Source organism: Amycolatopsis coloradensis (assembly GCF_001953865.1).
GTDB lineage: Bacteria > Actinomycetota > Actinomycetes > Mycobacteriales > Pseudonocardiaceae > Amycolatopsis > Amycolatopsis coloradensis.
Genome location: NZ_MQUQ01000012.1, coordinates 187,519 through 205,169, shown reverse-complemented (window position 1 = coordinate 205,169; position 17,651 = coordinate 187,519). Strand labels below are relative to the sequence as shown.

The window sequence follows — 17,651 nt, the reverse complement described above, 5'->3', positions numbered from 1 at the left end:
ATTTTGCGTTATAGTGCTCAGGTGAGCGGAAGGAAGCAGGGACTCGGTCTGGTGGAGTCGTTGCGCCTGGCCGCGGTGGCCCGGCGGTTCTACGCACAGGGCGCCTCGAAACTCGAGATCGCCGACGAGTTCGGGATCAGCCGGTTCAAGGTGGCCCGGATGCTGGACACGGCCAGGGAAAGTGGCATCGTCCGGGTCGAGTTCCACCTGCCGGCGCCGGTCGATCTCGTGCTGTCCGAGGAGATCCGCGCCGCGTACCGGCTGGACCGGGTCCTCGTGCTCGAACGAGCGCCGGAACCGCAATCCCGCGAGGTGGCCCGGCGGAAGATCGGTAAGCTCGCGGCTCAGCTCCTGACCGAAACCGTCACCCCCGGCGACGTTCTCGGGCTGTCATGGGCACGTTCCGTGAACGCGATGACCGAGGCGATCCAGTCGCTGCCGAAATGCCCGGTCGTGCAACTGTGCGGAGTGCAGGCGGGCATGGACATGCGGGACCGGTCGGTGGAGACGGTCAGCCGGGTCGCCTCCGTCTCCGGCGGACAGGCATATCCGATCTTCGGCCCGCTCGTCCTGCCCGACCGGCGCACCACCGAGACCCTGCGGCGGCAGCCGGGGATCGCGGAAACCTTCGGGCAGTTCAAGAACCTGACCAAGGCGGTGGTCAGCATCGGCGCGTGGAAACCCGAGGAATCGACGGTCTACGACGCACTCGACGAAACGGAACGGGACGCGATAGCGAAACGCGGCGCGAAAGCGGAGGTTGCCGCGCGCCTGTTCGACGCCGACGGGACCCCGATGTCCACCGGCCTTGCCCACCACGTGCTGGCCATCAGCGCCGAAGAGCTGTCGGCGGTCCCCGAGGTGATCGCGCTGGGCTACACGGAACCGAAGGCCGAGGCGATCGACGCCGTCCTGCGCTCCGGCATGGTCTCGACGTTGATCACCGACGCGGCCGCGGCCGTCCCGCTCCTCGAACTGGCCGAGGCCCGCCCGCCCGATCTCACGTGATCGCCGTTCAATCACGCGAGTTCGCCCTTTAATCACGCGTGATCGCCGTTCACTCACGCGAGATCGCGCAATCGGGCCGCCTTGTCCTGGGCCTCCATCACGTCGTCACCGTGTCGATGAGCCCACTCCCCGAAGGCCTCGATGGGCCCCAGGAGGCCGGCGCCGAGGTCGGTCAGCGAGTACTCGACCTTCGCCGTGCGGCCGCAGTCGCGCCTGCTGACCAGACCGTTGAACTCCAGCCGCCGGACCGTCTCCGTGAGCACCTTCGTGCTGATCCCGCCGAGCCGTCGCCGCAGTTCGGAGGGCCGGAGCGCGCCGTCCCGCAGCGCCCACAGGACGACCGGGTTCCACGTGTTGGCCATCAGGTCGAAGGCCAGCCGGGCACGGCAATCGGCGAGGAAGACGTCGTTCATGGGACCTCCGGTAACCACTTGGTGCCCGCGCGGTTTTCTACCGTCGTGCGGTAACTCGATCTTAGGGAGCAGCACGATGCGTATCGGCATTTTCGGCGCGGGCGGGATGGCGGAAGCACTCGGGGGCCAGTGGGCCAAGGCCGGGCACGAGGTGATGGTCGCCGCCCGCGACCGGGCCAAGGCCGCCGAGATCTCCCCGCGAGTGGGGACCTGGGCGGAAACCGCCCGCGCGAGTGAGGTGATCCTGCTCGCCGTTCCCGCCGCGTCGGTGACGGAAGTCCTTGCGATGGCGGGGAATCTCGCCGGGAAGGTTTTGATCGACTGCACCAACGCGGTCGGCCCCGGCGCCGTGCTCACGGTGCCCGATCAGGCGGCGCGGATCGCCGCCGCCGCGGTCGGCGCGCACGTGGTCAAGGCGTTCAACCTGTGCCACGTGGACGTCTGGCGGATGACTCCGCCGGTGTTCGGCGGCCGTCCGCTGGCGGTGCCGATCTGCGGTGACAAGGTCGGCGAAGTGAGCGAACTGGTCCGCGACCTCGGGTGCGTTCCCCTGGTCGCGGGCGGTCTCGATCGGGCGGCGCTCATGGAGGCGACGATGGCGTTCACGGTCGGGCTGTGGTTCGACGGCCACGACGCCCAGGCCTGCTTCCCGCCCCTTCCGGCCTGAATTCGAGGCCGTCCCCGATGTGCCGGGCGGGGCGGTCACACGAGCCTGTGCGGCGTGAAGACGAAACCCTGGCGGCAGCCGACCGTGTGGCTGCACGTCCTCCCTTCGGTGGCCTGGACGGGGGAAGCACTGCGGCCTTCACCGGCTGCGTGCTCGCCGCGACGACGGCCTGGGGTTTCACCCGGCATTGGTGGGTGCTGGCGAAGTTCTCGATCACCCTCGTCCAGCAGTACGCCGGGATCTTCCTGCTGTCCGGCGCTTGCCGGACTCCGTCGAGGCGGCGCGGGCGGGCGAACCCGAGCCCGCGCCGCTGGCGAAGCTGCCGACGGCGCCCCGCTCGTCGACATCACCGTGGGCCTGCTCCTGGGCTACCCGCTGCCCGCGCTCTCCCTGACCGTGCTGATCACGCGGTCGGTCCAGCGCCGTCGGGGGCTGAAGGGCGCTTCCCTCATGACGTGCGGGGAAGTTCCCTTCAGCCCCCGAGCCGGTCCACCGCCGTGATCCGGATGACCGCCGCCCCCGCCTCGTCCGAAGCCACCAGGTCGACCTCCGCGCTGATGCCCCAGTCGTGGTCGCCCGCCGGGTCGTCGAAGATCTGCCGCAGTCGCCAGATCTCCGGCTCCTTCTCGATGATCAGCAGCTGGGGCCCGCGCGCGTCCGGCCCGATGCCCAGGGTTTCGTGCTCGTCGAAGTAGTCCTCGATGGCGTCCTCCCACGCGTCGGAGTCCCAGCCCGACGCGGCGTCCAGTTCGCCGAGCGTCCCGTAGGAACGCCGGGAAGCGAGTTCGACGCGGCGGAACAGCTCGTTCCGCACCAGCACCCGGAAGGCCCGCTCGTTCCGCGTGACCGCGGGCGGCTCGGACGGCGGCCGCGCGGAAACCGGCCCCTCCTCTTCGGGGTGCCGCAAGGCTTCCCACTCGTCCAGCAGACTGGAGTCGACCTGGCGCACCAGTTCGCCCAGCCATTCGATGAGGTCCTGCAGCCCCTCGGTCTTGGCCTCGTCGGGGACCGTGTGCCGGAGAGAGTCGTAGGTGTCGGTGAGATACCGCAGCACCAGCCCCTCCGACCGGGCGAGCTGGTAGAAACCGATGTACTCCACGAAGTTCATCGCGCGCTCGTACATGTCGCGCACGACGGACTTCGGCTTGAGCTCGTAGTCGTCGACCCACGGATGCCCTTGCCGGTAGCGGGAATACGCCGCCTCCAGCAGTTCCTCCAGCGGCTTCGGATACGTGACGTTCTCGAGCAGTTCCATCCGCTCGTCGTATTCGATGCCTTCGGCCTTCATCGCCTGCACGGCCTCACCGCGCGCCTTGAACTGCTGCTGCGAAAGCACCGGACGTGGGTTGTCCACAGTGGATTCCACAATGGACACGACGTCGAGCGGATACGACGGCGAATCGACGTCGAGGAGTTCGATCGCGGCCAGCGCGAACGGCGAAAGCGGCTGGTTCAACGCGAAATCGAACTGGAGGTCCACGGTGAGCCGGACGATCCTGCCCTGCTCGTCCGGTTCGTCGAGCCGTTCGACGACGCCCGCCGCGAGCAGCGCGCGGTAGATCGCGATCGCCCGCAGGATCAGTTTCCGCTGGGCGGGACGGTCGGAGTGGTTGTCCTCCAGCAGATGCCGCATCGAGTCGAACGCGTTGCCCGGCCGGGAAACGACGTTCAGCAGCATCGAGTGGCTGACGTGGAAGCTCGACGTGAGCGGTTCCGGATCGGCGGCGATCAGCCGGTCGAAGGTGCTCTCCGTCCAGTTGACGAACCCCTCCGGCGCCTTCTTGCGGACGATCTTCTTTTTCTTCTTGGGATCGTCGCCCGCCTTCTCCAGCGCCTTGGCGTTTTCGACCACGTGGTCCGGCGCCTGCACGACGACGTAGCCGTCGGTGTCGTAGCCCGCCCGCCCCGCGCGGCCCGCGATCTGGTGGAACTCGCGCGCCTTGAGATGCCGTTGCCGCACCCCGTCGTACTTCGTCAGCGCGGAGAAGACCACCGTGCGGATTGGTACGTTGATGCCGACGCCCAGCGTGTCGGTCCCGCAGATCACCTTCAGCAGCCCCGCTTGCGCGAGCTGTTCGACCAGGCGCCGGTACTTCGGCAGCATGCCGGCGTGGTGCACGCCGATGCCGTGCCGGACCAGCCGCGAGAGGGTCTTCCCGAACCCGGCGGCGAAGCGGAAGTCGCCGAGCATCTCGGCGATGGCCTCCTTCTCCGCTTTGGTGGTGACGTTGATGCTCATCAGCGTCTGCGCGCGTTCGATCGCCGCCGCCTGCGAGAAGTGCACGACGTAGACCGGCGACTGGCCCCCGTGGAGCAGCTCGGACATCGTTTCGTGCAACGGCGTCAGCGCGTAGCGGAAGGTGAGCGGCACCGGCCGCTCGACCGAGGTGACCACCGCGGTCGGGCGGCCCGTGCGCCTGGTGAGATCTTTTTCGAAGAACGAGACATCGCCCAGCGTCGCCGACATCAGCACGAACTGCGCCTTCGGCAGTTCCAGCAGCGGCACCTGCCAGGCCCAGCCGCGATCCGGCTCCGAGTAGAAGTGGAACTCGTCGGCGACGACCTGGCCGACCGGCGCGTCGGCGCCGAACCGCAACGCCATGTTCGCCAGGATTTCCGCTGTGCAGCAGATGATCGGCGCCTCGGCGTTGACGCTCGAATCGCCGGTCATCATGCCGACGTTCTCCGCGCCGAAGATCTCGATGAGCTGGAAGAACTTCTCCGAGACGAGCGCCTTGATCGGTGCCGTGTAGTAGCTGCGGCGGCCGTGGGCGAGCGCGGTGAAGTGCGCCCCGACCGCGACCAGGCTCTTCCCGGACCCCGTCGGCGTCGACAGGATCAGGTTCGCCCCGGAAACCACTTCGATGATGGCCTCCTCCTGCGCGGGGTACAGCGCTAACCCGCGCTCGGCCGTCCAGGTGGAGAAGGCTTCGAACAGCGAGTCGGGGTCGGGATCCGCAGGCAGGAGGTCTGTAAGTGTCATCAGAGGACCTATCGTGCCATCCGTTGGTCGCTTCTTGCCCAGGGGTGATCGCGCCCTTCGCCGGAAACCCGTAGGCTTCGCGGTACCGCGCACCCACCGGGCATGCATCGCCCGGCCGCGCGCACACAGGCGGTAATCCGAGAGGGCTTAGGAATGGCACAGGACATCATCCCGATCGAACTCGGCCTGCCTCAGGGTGACGTCGTCACCCTCTGGGCGCCGCGCTGGCGGGAGGACGGCGAGGAATGGGAAGCCTTCCTCGGCGACGAGGAGGACCTGTACGCCTTCCCCGACGCCGCGCATCTCGCCGCGTTCGTCCGGACTTCCGAGCAGCACGACCTGCTCGACCACCCCGCGTGGGAGGTCGTGCCCGCGCTGAACGTGCCCGAGCTGATCCCGGACGACGACCACACCTACGACCTGGTGGGCGTCCCCGAGCTGGTCGCCGAGAAGCCGGACCAGTGGACGCTCGGCGAGCTGGCCGAGATCATCGGCATCGTGCGTTCGCTCGCGGACGTGTGCGAGCTCGAAGAGGTGCACGAGGTCCTCGACGCGCACGAGAGCTTCTCACTGCTGGACCAGGGCACGCTGCCCTTCTCCGGCCGTGACGGCGAACGCCTCTGGGCGGACCTGTCGAAGGCCGTCTCCGAGAAGTGGGACGTCGTGCTCGACGCGATCGACGGTCTCGTGACCGCTCCCGACGTCGACGAGAAGGTGCTGGAGCAGACGGCGGAAGAGCTCGCGACCTTCCTCGCGGAATCCGCCGAAGCCGAGGCGGCCGCCGCCGACCACGACGAGGACCTCGAAGACGTCGACGCGGACGATGACGAAGAAGAGGACGACGAGCCCGTCGGCTTCTGGGGTGAGGTCGGCATCGACCCGATCAAGATCATCACCTCCGGCGCCGAGTACTACACCCTGCGCTGCTACCTCGACGACAAGCCGATCTTCCTCGGCAGCGAAGGCGAGATCGACGTCTTCTCCTCCGAGAAGGCCCTGATCCGCGCGATCGCGGACGGCAAGGAGCTGGCGGACAACGACCTCGCCCAAGTATCCACTTGGGACGAGGTGACCACGAAGGCCACCGCGGGCGAGCTCGAGATCGAGGTCGACACCGAGAACACCTACGTGCTCAACGGCATCGCCGACGACATCGCCGAAGGCCCCGAGTCGATCGACCCGATCCAGCTGGAACTGGCCGTCGAGCTGATCACCGACGCCGCCGAGTGGGCCGAGGACGACAGCGTCGACACCGCGCTGGCCGCCAACGAAAGCCTCGGCTGGCTGGTGTCGTTCGTGCTGCGGCCGGACCCCTCGCGCCTCGAGCCGAGTGCTCCGTTCGACGCCGAGCAGTCCGAGTGGCGCAAGCTCGTCGAAACCTTCGAGAACCGGCTCACGGTGTTGTGATCCTCCCCTGAAAGGGCCCCTCAAGTTCGTCCTGAGGGGCCCTTTTCGGCTCTGACGGGCACCAGCGCGACGGCCAGTACGGGGAAGATCGCGGCGACGCAGAAGGCCAGCGCGTAGCGGGAGTCGCCGATCACCAGGCCCAGCATCGGCGGGGTCAGCGTGGCGGCGATGTTCTGACCGGTGTTCTGCGTGCCCATCGCCCGCCCCGCCCACGCGAGCCCGGCCATCTCCGCCGACGCGGTGAACCCGAGCCCGTTGTCGGACACGGTGATCACCGCGGCCAGCACGAGCGCCGGCAGCACCAGCCACGGCCAGGTCGCGTCCCCGAGCGCGACCAGCAGCATCACCGCGGCACTCGAAATCGCCAGTTGCCGCATCGGCCGCAGCCTGCTGCCGACGCGGTCGGACCAGTAGCCGGACGCGAGCCTGCCCAGCGCGCCGAGGATCTGGACGCAGCCGACGAACCAGCCCGCCGACGCGGCCGTCCAGTGGTGCATGGTCACCAGATAGACCGGCGTGAACGCGGAGACCGTGAACTGCGGGACGACGAGCAGCGCGCTCGCGCCGTGTACCCGCCACAATGCCGGCTGCCGGTACGGCGACGGTGGCTTCTCCCCTGCCGTGGCCCCGGCTTCCGGCCGCGGCGGATCGACAAGGAGCCAGGCGACGAACAGCGCGACGACGATCGCGGCCAGCGCGGGCAGCATGAGCGAGACCTGGAATCCCCAGCGGTCCGCGAGTGGCGGGAGGCCGAAGGCGGCGACTCCCACGCCGAGCGGCTGGGCCATCTGGCGGATGCCCATCGCGAAACCGCGTTCGGCCGGGCCGAACCAGCCGAGGACGGCCCGGCCGCTCGCGGCGTTCACTGACGCGGTGCTCGCACCGGCGAGCAGAAACACTCCAAAGAGGATCCCGAGCGAGTGATCACCGGCGGCGGCGTACACGAGGAGTAACCCCGAGACGCCCAGCCCGATGGCCATTACCAAACGCTCTCCGTAACGGTCCGCCGCCGCGCCCCACAGGATCAAGGTGAACAGCAGGCCAAGACTCGGTGCCGCGACCACCGTTCCCGCTTCGGCGAGCGTGAGCCCCTCCGCACGCTGCATCGAGGGGACCAGGAACGGGATCCCGTAGAGGAACGAACAGCTCGCGGTCTGCGCGGCGAGACCGAGCGCGAGGATGAGCCAGCGTCGTTTGCCGCCGATCCCCGCGTCCACGACCTGCGCCATCTCGCCACCGTTTCACTATTTGGGAAAGTTCTCCTATATAGTGAAATATAGTTGGCTATGCTAACGAATGCAAGGTCGCGTACCCGGGCTTGATGACCGTGTTGATGATGTCGAGCCGCTGGTCGAAATCGAGGAACGCGGATTTCATCGCATTGATGGTGAACCACTCGAGATCGGGCAGCCCGAAGCCGAACGCCTCGGCCAGCGCGGCGAATTCGCTGGTCATCGTGCAGCCGCTCATCAGGCGGTTGTCGGTGTTGACCGTGACCCGGAAGCGCAGCCGGGCGAGCATGCCGATGGGATGCTCACCGATCGAACGCGCCGCTCCGGTCTGGACATTGGACGTGGGGCAGATCTCCAGCGGGATCCGGCGGTCGCGGACATAGGCGGCCAACCGTCCCAAATGGACCGTGCCGTCGCTGTCGGTCTTGATGTCGTCGACGATGCGCACCCCGTGGCCGAGCCGCTCCGCGCCGCAATGCTGAATCGCCTCCCAAATCGATGCCAGCCCGAACGCCTCCCCGGCATGAATGGTGAAATGCGCATTGTTCGTCCGCAGAAACTCGAATGCGTCGAGATTTCTGGTAGGCGGAAATCCGTCTTCCGGTCCGGCGATGTCGAACCCGACGACGCCGGCGTCGCGGTAGCGGACGGCGAGACCGGCGATCTCGAGGGCGCGGGCGTGCTGGCGCATCGCACAGAGCAACGTCCCGACCCGGATCCGGCCCCCTCCGTCCGCCACTCTCCGTTCACCTTCGGCGAAGCCTGCCTGAATGGCCTCGACCACCGCATCGAGTGACAGGCCGCGTTCGACGAAGAGTTCGGGGGCGTAGCGCACCTCCGCGTAGACGACTCCGTCGGCGGCAAGATCTTCCACCGCCTCGGCGGCGACTCTGACCAGCGCTTCCTCGGTCTGCATCACGCCGCAGGTATGCGCGAACGTCTCAAGGTACGAGACGAGAGAGCCGGAATCGGCGGCTTCGCGGAACCATCGGCCCAGCTCCACGGGATCGGTGACGGGCAAGGCCGTGTACCCGGTCAGGTCGGCGAGTTCGGCGACGGTGCCGGGACGCAGGCCGCCGTCCAGATGGTCGTGCAGGAGAACCTTCGGAGCGCGGGTCAGTACCGCCTCCGGGATGCGGGAACTGGTGCTTTCAGAGGACATACGTAACGGTAACCAGCCTGTCATTCCCCTACATGGCGGTAACTCTCATGCTGGACTTAACCCTCAGCTTTGTCGATCACGGGCTGAATCGGCCATCAGGGGCAGAGCTCGGCATTGTCCGATACCCGGGGGCCATACGCACAGCAATTTCGCAATGGATAAGCTTCACGTCACGTCCCTCCCATTTCCCCGCCCACGAAGGACACCGCAGTGACCACTGACAACCACATTGCAGCCCCGTCCTTCGACCGGATGCGCAACATGCTGGTGCGCGCGGCCGAAGTGCGTGAGAGCGAACAGCAGCAGATCTTCGACGCGCTCGACGACATCTACGCCCGTCTCGCCCCGGTCGACTCGCTCGGCGCGGTCCGCAAGCGGCTGTCGGAGATGCCCGACCGCACCGAGACCAGCGTGCTCGCCGAACGCCTCGACGAGACGATGTCGCGGCTCGAAGCGCAGGACACGGCGATCGCCGCCCTCACGCGCGCCGTCGAAAGCATCGTCGACAAGCTCGCCAAGCCCTTCGCCCAGCTGGACGGCCGCCTCGACGGCATGGCCGCGAAGTTCGAAGGCGTCGCGGGCCGGATGGACGGGCTCGAGGACAAGCTCCAGAACATCCACCGTCGTCTCGACGAGCTCGGCTCGCACCTGGACAAGCAGGACGTGAAGACCGACTCGCTGCCCCAGTCGGTGATCGGCCCGGTGCGCGAGCGCGTCGAGCAGGCCGAGTCGGTCCTGCGCGACCGCGTCGACACCGTCGACCGCGAACTACGCACCCGCGTCGAGAACCTCGACAAGGCGACCAAGGACAGCCTCGCCGCGAACGCCGAGGCGCTGAAGACCGCGCTGACCGAGACCGGCGAGATGATCGACGCCTCGGAGCGCCTCGACGGCCTCGGCGACCGCCTCGAGAAGGTCACCTCGCGGCTCGACGGCCTGGCGGAGCGGCTCGACAAGGTCGAGGACGGCTTCACCGGACGTCTCGGCGACCTCGACGGCTCGATCCGCAGCGGCCTGTCGAAGGTCGAGAGCACGCTGTCGAAGCAGCCGGACACCGACTCGGTGGACACGCTGGTGCGCAAGAGCAACGACGAGTCCGTGCGGCGCATCGGTGGTCAGCTGGACGAGGCGATGGCGACCTTCGCGGAGCTGATGCTCGGTGGTGGCCCGGCCGTGCAGCAGATCTCCCCGCCGCCGCCCGCCCCGCGTCAGCCGCGCCGCAGCTCGCGCAACGGCCGGGCGCCCAAGGCGGCCGACGCCAAGGCGAAGGGCGACGGCACCGACGAGACCACCGACTGAGTTCTCTCCCCCTCCCTCGTTTCGTCCTCTAGTCGCGGTCGTTCGCACTACGCACTTCCGCAACCAGAGGACTACACGCGCCTCTCCCGCTCAACGCGCTCAGGCGACCCTCGCGTTTCGTCCTCTAGTTGCGGTAGTGCGCAACACGAACTACCGCAACTAGAGGACGAAACGCGGTCAGGAGGGGGCGGGCGGGCTGGGATGTCTCAAGGTGGCCTTCGAGGCATTAGGGAAGCGACCGGCGGGCCAGGCGGAGCACATCAGAAGTACATGAAGGCCCCCTTCATTGCGTTAGGCGCAATGAAGGGGGCCTTCATGTACTTCGACGACTGATCGCAACTAGAGGACGAAACGCGGTCAGGAGGGGCGCACGGTCTCCAGGACGAGCGAAGCGGAGGCCGGGGCCTTCGAGGAGCTGACCACGTAGGCGTCGGTGAGCGCAGCGAGAGCCGCAGGAACCGCATCAGGCGTATCCGTGTGCAGCTCCAGCAGTGGCTGCCCGGCCGCCACCTCGTCGCCCGGCTTCGCCAGGCACAGCACGCCCGCCGCGGCCTGCACCGGATCCTCCTTGCGCGCCCGCCCGGCCCCGAGCCGCCAAGCGGCGACCCCGACCGAGTAAGCGTCCAGGGAAGACAAGACACCATCCGCGGGCGCCTTCACGACATGGACGTGCTGAGGCCTCGGCAGAGCGGCCTCCGGATCCCCGCCCTGAGCGGCGATCATCCGGCACCACGTCTCGTACGCCCGCCCGGAAGCGAGCACCGCGGCCGGGTCCACATCGGACAGACCAGCCAGCGCCAGCATCTCCCTGGCCAAAGCCACGGTCAGCTCGACGACGTCGGCCGGGCCACCGCCGCGCAGCACCTCGACCGACTCCGCGACCTCGATCGCGTTGCCGACGGCGTATCCCAAAGGCACGTTCATGTCCGTGATCAGCGCCGTCGTCGCGACACCGTGCGCGGTCCCGATCTCCACCAGGGTCCGCGCGAGTTCACGGGCCTGCGGAAGCGTCTTCATGAACGCGCCCGACCCGGTCTTCACGTCCAGAACGAGCCCAGCCGAGCCCTCGGCGATCTTCTTGCTCATGATCGAACTGGCGATCAGCGGGATCGACTCCACCGTCGAAGTCACGTCCCGCAGCGCGTACAGCTTCTTGTCCGCGGGAGCCAGCCCGGACGTCGCCGCGCAGACCACCGCGCCGACCTCGTCGAGCTGCCGGATGATCTCCGACGTCGACAAAGCGGCACGCCAGCCCGGGATCGACTCCAGTTTGTCCAGCGTCCCGCCGGTGTGCCCCAGCCCGCGCCCGGACAGCTGCGGCACGGCCGCCCCGCACGCCGCCACGAGCGGCGCCAGCGGAAGCGTGATCTTGTCGCCGACCCCGCCCGTCGAATGCTTGTCGATCGTCGGACGGCTGACCTTCAGGTCCAGGTGCTCCCCCGAGGAGATCATCGCCCCGGTCCAGCGCGCGGTCTCGCCCGAGTCCATCCCCCGCAGGAAGATGGCCATCGCGAGCGCGGCCATCTGCTCCTCGGCGATGTCCCCGCGCGTGTACGCGTCGATGGTCCAGTCGATCTGCTCGTCGGTGAGCCGTCCACCGTCCCGCTTCGCGCGGATGACGTCGACGGCGGCGAACTCGCTCATGGCAGGTCGTCCGGCCCGAAGGCGTCCGGCAGCACCGCCGACATCGGCAGGATGCCGCTCGGGGTGTCCACCAGGCAGTCCGCGCCGCCGTGCTCGAACAGGATCTGGCGGCAGCGCCCGCACGGCATCAGCAGATCACCGGCACCGCTACGGCAGGCGACGGCGACGAGCTTGCCGCCGCCGGTCAGCCGCAGCTGCCCCGCCATCGTGCATTCCGCGCACATTCCCAAGCCGTACGAAGCGTTTTCGACGTTGCAGCCGACGACGATCCGGCCGTCGTCCACCACACCCGCGACACCGACGTGCAGGCCCGAGTAGGGCGCGTATGCCGACTTCGCCGCCTCGACGGCTTGAGCCCGCAGGGCTTCCCAGTCGTACTCCGCCATGTCAGTCCTCACCTCGCCGGTACAGTGCGCCGTCCGCCTTGGGCGGCCGCAGCCGCTGCGAAGCGACGGCCAGGACGATCAGCGTCACGAAGTGCGCGGTGTACGGGATGAGGTCGCCCGACAGGTCGTCATTGGTCCAGTAGATCGCGTACAGCAGACCCGCGCCGGCGACACCGAGCGCGGAAGCGATCCACTGACGGCGGAACAACTGCACGACCACGATCACGGCGAGCAGGATCACCGCGCCGTACAGCAGTGCGAGCACCGCGGTCCCGCCACCGGAAAGCTGGAGACCGTCCGCGTAGCCGAACAGCGCCGCGCCACCGAGCAGGCCACCCGGCCGCCAGTTGCCGAAGATCATCGCCGCGAGGCCGATGTAACCGCGGTTGTTGGTCTGGTTCTCCAGGTAGTCCGCACCGCCGGCGAGCAGCACCAGCGACGCGCCACCCATGCCGGCGAGTCCGCCGGAGATGATCATGGCGACGTACTTGTGCGCGTACACGTTGACACCGAGGGACTCCGCCGCGACCGGGTTCTCACCGCAGGACCGCAGCCGTAGGCCGAACCGCGTCCGCCACAGCACGAGGTAGCTGATCGGGACGAGCGCGATCGCGATCATCGTCAGCGGCGCGACCTCGGTGATCAGGCCGTTGATCACGCCCGCGAGGTCGGAGAGGAAGACGCGCTGCATCTTCTCCAGGTCCGAGAGCCAGTCGGACAGGAACGTCGCCGAGTAGGTGTCGAACTTCGGGACCGGCGGCGACTGGCGCGGGTTACCCGAAAGCGGGGCGAACACGAGGTTCGCGAGGTACTTCGCGACGCCGAGACCGAGCAGGTTGATCGCCACACCGGAGACGATGTGGTTGACGTTGAAGGTCACCGTCGCGATCGCGTGCAGCAGACCGCCGAGCGCGCCGAACACGACCGCCGCGAGCAGCCCGGCCCAGACCCCGCCGTAGTACGCGCCCCAAGCGGCACCCCAGGTGCCGAGGATCATCATGCCTTCGAGGCCGATGTTGATCACGCCCGCGCGTTCGGCCCAGAGCCCGCCGAGCGCGCACAGGAGGATCGGCAACGCCAGCCGCAGCGCGGTGTGCGCGGTGTTGGTCGAGGTCAGCGTGTTGACGCCGGTGGCGTACGAAGCGGCCGAAAGCACACCGATCGCCAGCAGACCCCAGATGGCGCCCTTGGCCCAACCCGGAATGCGGCGTTTCTGCCGCTTGACCGGCATAGTCGTCCCGCCCGCGTTGGACGAAAGAACATTCGTGCTCACACCGCACCCCCTTCGGAAACGCTGGAACCCTTACCCGCCAGCGCGCGACCAACGCGTCGCTGCTCGGCGGCCAGGTCCGCGCGGCGCACGATCTCGTACGCGATGACGACCGACAGCACGATCACGCCCTGCATGATCACCGCGATCTCCTTGGACACGTTGACCTGCTCCAGCGACACGGCTGACCGGTCGAGGAACGCCCACAGCAGGGCGCCCAGCGCGATCCCCGCCGGGTGGTTGCGCCCGAGCAGGGCGACCGCGATGCCGGTGAAGCCGTACATCTGGGTCGAGGTGATGCCGTAGGTGAAGTCGCGGCCGAGCAGTTCCGGCATCGCGATCAGACCGGCGACACCGCCGGAAAGCAGCATCGCGATCAGCGTCATCTTCTTGGCGTTCACGCCGCCCGCGGCGGCCGCCGTCGTCGATTCGCCGGAGGCCTTCAGCTCGAAGCCGAACCGGGTCCGGTTGAGCATGAACCAGTAGGCGGCGCCGATCAGGATCGCGATGAACACGAACCCGAACAGCTCACCGGAGCCGATCGGGATACCCGGGATCCGGCCGGTTTCGGCGATCTCGCGGGTGGCGATGTTGTTGCCGGTCTGCACGCCGAACTGGTCGGCGTTGACCAGGAACGCCACGATGCCGCCGACGATCGCGTTCAGCATGATCGTCGAGATGACCTCGGAAACACCGCGGGTCACCTTCAGCACGGCCGGGATGGCCGCGTAGAGCATGCCGCTGACCACCGCGACGACGAGGATCGCCAGCACGTGGATCACCGGCGGCAGCTTCAGCGCGCCGCCGATGATGGCGGTGACGATGGCGGCGAACCGGTACTGGCCCTCGACACCGATGTTGAAGAGGTTCATCTGGAAGCCGATGGCCACCGCGAGACCGGACAGGTAGTACACGGTCGCGAGGTTGATCGTGTCGATCGCGGTCGAGCCCTTGAACAGCTGGCCGATCATCGTGCCGTACGCCTGAAGCGGGTCGGCCCCCGAGATGATCAGCGCGATCGCCGTGAGGATGACGGCGAACACGATCGCGAGCAGAGGCGGCAGCAGCCTCGTACGCCAGGAACTCACGACACACCTTCTTCGGAATCTTCGGAAGCCCCGGTCATCGCGGAGCCCAGTTGCTGCGGGGTCACGGTCGCGGGGTCGGCCTCGCCGACCAGCCGCCCGCGGAGCATCACCTGAATGGTGTCGGAGAGCCCGATCAGCTCGTCGAGGTCGGCCGACACCAGCAGCACGGCCAGCCCGGCCGTGCGCGCCTGCCGGATCTGTTCCCAGATCAGCGCCTGCGCGCCGACGTCGACACCGCGCGTCGGATGCGACGCGATCAGCAGCACCGGGTTCCCGGAAAGCTCACGGCCGACGATCAGCTTCTGCTGGTTGCCACCCGAAAGGGCGGCGGCCGGGACGTCGATGCCCGGGGTGCGGACGTCGTACTGCTCGACGATGCGGCGGGTGTCCTGGCGTGCGCCGAGGATGTCGAGGAGCTGGCCTTTCGCGACCGGCTTCCGGGTCTGGTAGCCGAGGATCCGGTTGACCCACAACGGCTGGGTGAGCAGGAGGCTGTGCCGCGTGCGGTCTTCGGCGATGTAGCCGATGCCCGCCTCGCGGCGGGCGAGTGTCCCCAGTCTGTGCAGTTCGACGGCCTCGCCGTCGGTGTCCACGAGTTCGATCCGGCCGCCGCCCTTGCGCATGCCCATGATCGTTTCGACGAGTTCGGTCTGCCCGTTGCCCTCGACCCCGGCGATGCCGAGCACCTCACCCGCGTGCACGGTGAAGGAGATGTGGTGGAGGACGTTCCGCTCGGAACCCTCGAGGCTCAGGCAGACGTCGTCCAGGCGCAGCACGGGCCGGTCGGTCACGGTGGACTCGCGGGTCTCCGGGCTGGGCAGTTCCGAGCCGACCATCATCTCGGCGAGCTGGCGCGAGGTGATCGCCTTCGGATCGGCCGTGCCGACGGTGGTGCCGCGGCGGATCACGGTGACCGTGTCGGCGATCGCGCGCACCTCATCGAGCTTGTGCGAGATGAAGAGGAAGGTGAAACCCTCCGCCTGCATGCCGCGGACCGTCTCGAACAGCGCGTCGACCTCCTGCGGCACGAGCACCGCCGTCGGCTCGTCGAGGATGATGATCCGCGCGCCGCGGTAGAGCACCTTCACGATCTCGACGCGCTGGCGATCGGCGACGCCGAGTTCTTCGAGCAGCGTGTCCGGGCGGACGCGGAGGCCGACCTGCTCGGCCAGTTTCCCGAGCTTCGCCTTGGCGGCGCGGCCGATGCCGTGCAGCGCCTCGGCGCCGAGGAAGACGTTCTCCCCGACGGTCAGGTTGTCGGCCAGCATGAAGTGCTGGTGGACCATCCCGATACCGGCCTTCATGGCGTCCTGCGGGTTGCGCAGTTTCACCGGTGAACCGTTGATCGCGATGCTGCCCTCGTCCGGCTGCTGCATGCCGTAGAGGATCTTCATCAGGGTGGACTTGCCGGCGCCGTTCTCGCCGCAGACGGCGTGCACCTCGCCCTTGATGACGGTGAGGTTGACGTCGGAGTTGGCCACCACACCCGGGAATCGTTTGGTGATCCCGGTCAGCTGCACGGCCGGTTCACCCCGGTCGGGGGCGTCGGTGACCTCGGCCTGGGAAGCGCTCATGAAAAGCCATCCAGTTCTGGGAGACAAACAGGTGGGGCTCGGAAGGGGTTACCCTCCCGAGCCCCGCTGCACGACGAACCTTACTTCTGTGGCTTGTCCGAGACGGTGATCGCCCCGGAGACGATCTGCGCCTTGTAGCCGTCGAGGACGTCCTTGATGTCTTCGATCTTGCCGCCGGAGGTGGCGTAGCCGACGCCGTCGACCTTGAGGTCGAAGCGCTTCGGCAGCGACGTCAGGTCACCCTTGGCCAGTGCGCGCAGGTAGTCGAACACCGCCACGTCGACACGCTTGAGCATCGAGGTGACGATGACGTCCTTCGACGCCTCGACCGTCTTCTGGTTGTACTGGTCGGAGTCGACGCCGATGGCGAGCGCGTTGCCGGTCTTCGCGGCCTCGAAAACGCCCTTACCGGAGGCGCCGGCGGCATGGTAGACCACGTCCGCGCCCTTGGAGATCTGCGCCGCGGCCTTCACGTTGCCCTTCGCCGGGTCCTGGAACCCGGAGAAGTCACCGGCCGGGGTGAGGTACTCGTCCTCGATGACGGCCTTGGACGAAGCGGCCTTCACGCCCTGGAGGAAGCCGGCCTCGAACTTCTGGATCAGCGGCGTGTTGACGCCACCGACGAAGCCGACGTGGCACTTCTTCGACTTGTAGGCGGCGGCGACACCGGCCAGGAACGAGCCCTGCTCCTCGGCGAAGACGAGCGGGGTGACGTTCGGGGCCTTGACGGAGTCGTCGTCGACGATCGCGAACTGGGTGTTCGGGTACTTCGGCGCGATGGCGCCGACGGCCTTGGCGTAGGCGAAGCCGACCGCGATGATCGGGCTGAAGCCCTGCGCGGCGAGCTGGTCGAGACGCTGCGACTTCGCGGCCTCGTCTTCGGACGTCGCCGCGGTGCTCTCGCTGACCGTGGTCACGCCGAGTTCGGCCTTGGCCTTGTCGGTGCCGGCGGCGGCGGAGTCGTTGAACGACGCGTCGCCACGACCGCCGACGTCGAAGGCCAGCGCGACCTTGAGCTTGCTGCCGTCGACCTTCTCACCGCTCTGGGTGCTGCTCGAGGCGGCGGCCGCGGCGGGCGGCTTCGGCGCGGTCACGCAGCTGGCGGACTGGTCCCCCGTGCTCGCGTTGTTGTTGTTCCCCGCTCCGGAATCCTTCGCGCACCCGGTCAGTGCGAGCGCACCGGCCATGGTGACGGCGGCCAGCGCGGTTCCACGCATGCGACGCAACGTGTGTCTCCCTCCCCGCTGATCCAGCGGATGGTCCGAAGAAACGACCCGGCGACAGTGCCGGGTTCGACCGAGAGACGGTACCTAACGGCCGCTTAGCCGCCATAGGAAAGGCACGCTACGTGACACAAACGTTTACTCATGAATCGTACGCGCGACGAACGGAGTACTTACGGTGATCACGGCTGGCAGCACTCGGCCCCCTGGCCGCGTGAAGGCCCGAGAGTCGTCACGCACCGTTCACGGCCACCCGGGTGGCGACCTGTGACGACCGTCGCGTCCACAGTGGACG

General features: G+C 68.0%; 14 protein-coding genes. 4 read left to right on the top strand and 10 right to left on the bottom strand.

Translation table 11 applies throughout. The features are described from left to right. The first annotated feature begins 21 nt into the window (after nucleotides 1–21). Complete coding sequence (locus BS329_RS22165; RefSeq protein ID WP_076163150.1) at nucleotides 22–1,008, top strand: sugar-binding transcriptional regulator; 987 nt, start codon at nucleotides 22–24, stop codon at nucleotides 1,006–1,008. Between the two features lie 53 nt (nucleotides 1,009–1,061). Here BS329_RS22165 and BS329_RS22160 read toward each other — a convergent pair whose 3' ends face one another. Further along, on the bottom strand, nucleotides 1,062–1,421 hold the full coding sequence (locus tag BS329_RS22160; RefSeq protein ID WP_076163149.1) for a winged helix-turn-helix transcriptional regulator: 360 nt from the start codon (nucleotides 1,419–1,421) through the stop codon (nucleotides 1,062–1,064). Nucleotides 1,422–1,497: 76 nt separating this feature from the next. On the opposite strand from BS329_RS22160, the gene BS329_RS22155 reads away from it, so the two are divergent. Further along, nucleotides 1,498–2,088 (top strand): NADPH-dependent F420 reductase, encoded by a 591-nt coding sequence (locus BS329_RS22155; protein WP_076163148.1) that lies wholly within the window; start codon nucleotides 1,498–1,500, stop codon nucleotides 2,086–2,088. Nucleotides 2,089–2,560: 472 nt separating this feature from the next. On the opposite strand, the gene BS329_RS22150 is transcribed toward BS329_RS22155, so the two are convergent. Further along, nucleotides 2,561–5,071 (bottom strand): DEAD/DEAH box helicase, encoded by a 2,511-nt coding sequence (locus tag BS329_RS22150; protein ID WP_076163147.1) that lies wholly within the window; start codon nucleotides 5,069–5,071, stop codon nucleotides 2,561–2,563. A 153-nt stretch (nucleotides 5,072–5,224) separates the two neighbouring features. Between BS329_RS22150 and BS329_RS22145 the strand changes: the two genes are divergently transcribed. After that, a complete protein-coding gene (locus BS329_RS22145; RefSeq protein WP_076163146.1) occupies nucleotides 5,225–6,478 on the top strand; it encodes a primosomal protein in 1,254 nt (417 codons plus the stop codon). A 20-nt stretch (nucleotides 6,479–6,498) separates the two neighbouring features. Here BS329_RS22145 and BS329_RS22140 read toward each other — a convergent pair whose 3' ends face one another. Continuing rightward, nucleotides 6,499–7,707, bottom strand: coding sequence for an MFS transporter (locus BS329_RS22140; RefSeq protein WP_076163145.1), 1,209 nt, complete (start codon nucleotides 7,705–7,707; stop codon nucleotides 6,499–6,501). Nucleotides 7,708–7,762: 55 nt separating this feature from the next. Beyond that, nucleotides 7,763–8,872 carry an adenosine deaminase gene (locus BS329_RS22135; RefSeq protein WP_076163144.1) on the bottom strand — a complete coding sequence of 370 codons (1,110 nt, stop codon included), beginning with the start codon at nucleotides 8,870–8,872 and terminating at the stop codon, nucleotides 7,763–7,765. A 210-nt stretch (nucleotides 8,873–9,082) separates the two neighbouring features. Here BS329_RS22135 and BS329_RS22130 point away from each other — a divergent pair, with 210 nt between their 5' ends. Then, entirely contained in the window at nucleotides 9,083–10,171 is a 1,089-nt protein-coding gene (locus BS329_RS22130) for a PA containing protein (RefSeq protein ID WP_076163143.1), read from the top strand. A gap of 357 nt (nucleotides 10,172–10,528) precedes the next feature. On the opposite strand, the gene BS329_RS22125 is transcribed toward BS329_RS22130, so the two are convergent. The 6 genes from BS329_RS22125 to BS329_RS22100 all read right to left on the bottom strand — a co-directional run bounded on the left by BS329_RS22125 (nucleotide 10,529) and on the right by BS329_RS22100 (nucleotide 17,350). Continuing rightward, entirely contained in the window at nucleotides 10,529–11,815 is a 1,287-nt protein-coding gene (locus BS329_RS22125) for a thymidine phosphorylase (RefSeq protein WP_076163142.1), read from the bottom strand. Next, the gene (locus BS329_RS22120; protein ID WP_076163141.1) at nucleotides 11,812–12,201 is read right to left on the bottom strand and encodes a cytidine deaminase; all 390 of its coding nucleotides are present in this window, start codon (nucleotides 12,199–12,201) and stop codon (nucleotides 11,812–11,814) included. Before BS329_RS22120 ends, BS329_RS22125 begins: the two co-directional genes overlap by 4 nt. 1 nt (nucleotide 12,202) lies before the next feature. Then, nucleotides 12,203–13,432, bottom strand: a complete 1,230-nt coding sequence (locus BS329_RS22115; protein WP_076163140.1) for an ABC transporter permease — start codon at nucleotides 13,430–13,432, stop codon at nucleotides 12,203–12,205. Between the two features lie 38 nt (nucleotides 13,433–13,470). Continuing rightward, nucleotides 13,471–14,559 carry an ABC transporter permease gene (locus tag BS329_RS22110; protein WP_076163139.1) on the bottom strand — a complete coding sequence of 363 codons (1,089 nt, stop codon included), beginning with the start codon at nucleotides 14,557–14,559 and terminating at the stop codon, nucleotides 13,471–13,473. After that, nucleotides 14,556–16,133, bottom strand: coding sequence for an ABC transporter ATP-binding protein (locus BS329_RS22105; RefSeq protein ID WP_076163138.1), 1,578 nt, complete (start codon nucleotides 16,131–16,133; stop codon nucleotides 14,556–14,558). Before BS329_RS22105 ends, BS329_RS22110 begins: the two co-directional genes overlap by 4 nt. A gap of 80 nt (nucleotides 16,134–16,213) precedes the next feature. Next, a complete protein-coding gene (locus tag BS329_RS22100; protein WP_076163137.1) occupies nucleotides 16,214–17,350 on the bottom strand; it encodes a BMP family lipoprotein in 1,137 nt (378 codons plus the stop codon). Nucleotides 17,351–17,651: the final 301 nt, after the last annotated feature.